The organism is Gilliamella sp. B2717 (assembly GCF_026536675.1).
GTDB classification, from domain to species: domain Bacteria; phylum Pseudomonadota; class Gammaproteobacteria; order Enterobacterales; family Orbaceae; genus Gilliamella; species Gilliamella apicola_I.
In genome coordinates this window covers 1-2,798 of sequence record NZ_JAFNNQ010000034.1, presented here as the reverse complement: position 1 = coordinate 2,798, position 2,798 = coordinate 1, and the positions used below count along the sequence as shown (strand labels likewise).

Here is a 2,798-nt window from a genome sequence, read left to right as displayed (position 1 = left end):
TGTCGGGTGCATCTTCATAACCATCTGGAAAACGTTGATAATCTCTTCTTTGTTGTTCTAATCTCTAAGAACGAACAATTGACTTTCTTCACATCTTAGTATTACTTAATGCTCCAACTGCATGAAAAAATTTTTTCAACAAGAGCTTTTTCAATTTATATCCATAAATTGAATTGTTCATACTTTAATATCATCACGATTTTTAACATCTAATAGTTAATTTGTAGCCCCCCAATAATGTTAATCATTTTTCTAAAAGCTCAAACTTTTCATTTATGAAATTATAATATCTTCTTCTATATCCTTCGTTAGCTTCATTTTCATCAGGATCCGCTATTATTCCAGAAATAATAATTAAACTACTATTTAAGTGATACTCTATAGAAAACCCATTTTCTCCATTTTCATCTTCTATTAAATAAGCATTAGGAAGTCCAATAACTTTGTTAGAGAGTAAGTTTCGAATCTCTCCACAAATTGCACCACCACCACACCCATAAACCTTAATCAAATAATGATATGCAAAGTTTGCATTTTTAATTTTTGTTTTAGTTTTAATAGCGAAATCGTTAAAATCTAATTTGATAAGTTCTTTACTTTGAGCTTGAGCTATTAAGGAATAATTAATTGCAAATATTATGAAACACAGAAGAGCAAACTTTAACCTTTTCATATTTACCTCCAATTTCCATTTTTCGATTCTTTTAAGGCTTCAACCATTTGATCTGGTAATATATGGGCAGAATTTAGCCCATCTCCTTGATAATATGATGAACCTTCAAAAACAGCTATTCTTCCCTTACTTATTGTTTTCCCTTTACGTACTCCTGCTGATGCAAATTCTTTAGCCCAATCATAAATAGCATCTTCAGCATCACCATCCTGTTCTAAATATTTTATTATGTTCTTCCTTTTAATTTTTATCAAAACAGCCTATTTAATTGAAACTATTTAAAATCATTGGTTCAATAGTACTTGGATTACATTCAAACTTCTTAAAGTGCATCTCTTTTCTTTTAATTCTCACACCTTCTTTTCCTGGGTTTGTATCCACCAAATAATCAGTATCTTTATTGGTAAAGGTTATTACAGATTTTTTCTTGTCTTTATCATCAATTATTTTTACTAATTGCAATTCTAATTTTGACTGGCTACCAAACCTATAGAATAACTTAGAATTAATATAATCATAACATAACGATAATTGAGTATTGTTAACTTCACATCCAAATGCATTTTTTTCATTTTTATCTTTATTACAAAGTGTAGTATTTTTAAAAAATACATTTTGACTATAAATATTAATGATATCTTGATGCTGCATTAAATTTAATTTTTTATAAAACTGCTTTATCCAATCTTTTGAAATGTTTTTTTCCAAAAATGAATTAAATAACAGCAATAAAAAATAATCAGGATAAGACAATTGAGTATTATCTATAAAATAATGCTTTATTTTTTCTGAGAAAATAGAGCTCATAATGTCTAGTTTGTCATTAATATTCTGTATAGAATAACTAACAACTTGTCCTTGAGAATAATCTAGATTAATTTCTCCTAGTATGATTAATTTTTTATTTAAACTAGCTAAATAAGTTATTTTAGCTGGGCTTTCCATTCCACCAAATTTATCAAAAATAGAAATTACACCTAAATTTGAAGTTTCAATTGATGGATTACCTCCTCCGTTGTAAATATAACTATTAATTGTTCCATCTATATTTAAATTAAAATTAATTTGTGAGATTTTGTCTTCTTCAGGATTACTCAAACGACAATAAATATATTTTCCTTCAAAATTATTGCCATTAATAAATTGACCTTTAATAACATTTAATTTGCTTTCCTTACATATTTGCGCAAATATCGGAAAATTAAAAAAAAGCAATATAGTAAAAATATAAATTTTTTTCATTTTAACCTCTGTGTTGTAAATCTGCATACAAAGCACTTAAAGCTGCCTCAACTTCTTGTACTTTAACTGTATTATTTTTATACCATTTACTATTAATCATTTCACTAGTAGCAAAAGAATAGTTATCAACTTTAATATCATGATATTCTTTACAATTTCTGATATTAAACTCATTGTATAAAGTTATAAGAGCTTTGTTTCTATCTGCAACATGGTTATATCCCCCATTTATAGCCATGGTAACTTTAAGAAAGTCATTATTTGCTGCAATATTATTTACATTTCCCCATGCACTACCTTCAATCCAATACCAAAATGCCGATTTAATTGTATAATCCAAATCAGAGCATATAAGATCTGGGTTATCTTTAATCAAATCATTTTTAATATACTTACCAAAAGATTTATAATTATAATCATGAGTAATTTGAATTAGTCCCCTACCATGATAATTTGAACCACCACTATAATTATTCCAATTCTTAGGTATAGAACCATCCCTATTTTTATACTCTTCAGAAGTTCTTAAAAAATCACTTTCACATAATATTTGTGATATAAAATGAGCTTTCTGTAAACAACTTGTAACGTTATATTGTTTAAAATATGCATTCAACTTTGAAAGAAATGTATTTATTGATATATTTTTTAGATCATTATTCATTTTATGAAATAACCCATTTTTTAAAACATCTTCAGGTATAATAGATTTAAATTGTTCTTCAGTTATACATTTATTACACATACAACTTTCAAAATTAAATATTTGGATTCCAATGGGATGCATAAACCAAACTTTACCATTTTGACTTAAAGTGGCAGGCGTTGATGAAGTTTCGGTTTGATTAGTTGTGGTGTCTGCTGATTGCTCTTTTTTAGTTTC

At 26.9% G+C, this 2,798-nt stretch carries 4 protein-coding genes; all 4 read right to left on the bottom strand.

Annotation, left to right across the window (positions count from 1 at the left end):
• Nucleotides 1–244 precede the first annotated feature (244 nt).
• The gene (locus J3U35_RS05575) at nucleotides 245–673 is read right to left on the bottom strand and encodes a hypothetical protein (RefSeq protein WP_267360112.1); all 429 of its coding nucleotides are present in this window, start codon (nucleotides 671–673) and stop codon (nucleotides 245–247) included.
• A 2-nt stretch (nucleotides 674–675) separates the two neighbouring features.
• Nucleotides 676–927, bottom strand: a complete 252-nt coding sequence (locus tag J3U35_RS05570; RefSeq protein WP_267360111.1) for a hypothetical protein — start codon at nucleotides 925–927, stop codon at nucleotides 676–678.
• A 10-nt stretch (nucleotides 928–937) separates the two neighbouring features.
• Nucleotides 938–1,915: a hypothetical protein gene (locus J3U35_RS05565; RefSeq protein ID WP_267360110.1), complete on the bottom strand. Its 978-nt coding sequence runs from the start codon at nucleotides 1,913–1,915 to the stop codon at nucleotides 938–940.
• 1 nt (nucleotide 1,916) lies between these two features.
• On the bottom strand, nucleotides 1,917–2,798 hold an 882-nt coding region (locus tag J3U35_RS05560; protein WP_267360108.1), incomplete at its 5' end, for a glycoside hydrolase family 19 protein.

Coding starts and splice junctions, on each gene's coding strand:
- J3U35_RS05575 (WP_267360112.1), bottom strand. CDS start 673: ATGAAAAGGTTAAAGTTTGCTCTTCTGTGTTTCATAATATTTGCAATT.
- J3U35_RS05565 (WP_267360110.1), bottom strand. CDS start 1,915: ATGAAAAAAATTTATATTTTTACTATATTGCTTTTTTTTAATTTTCCG.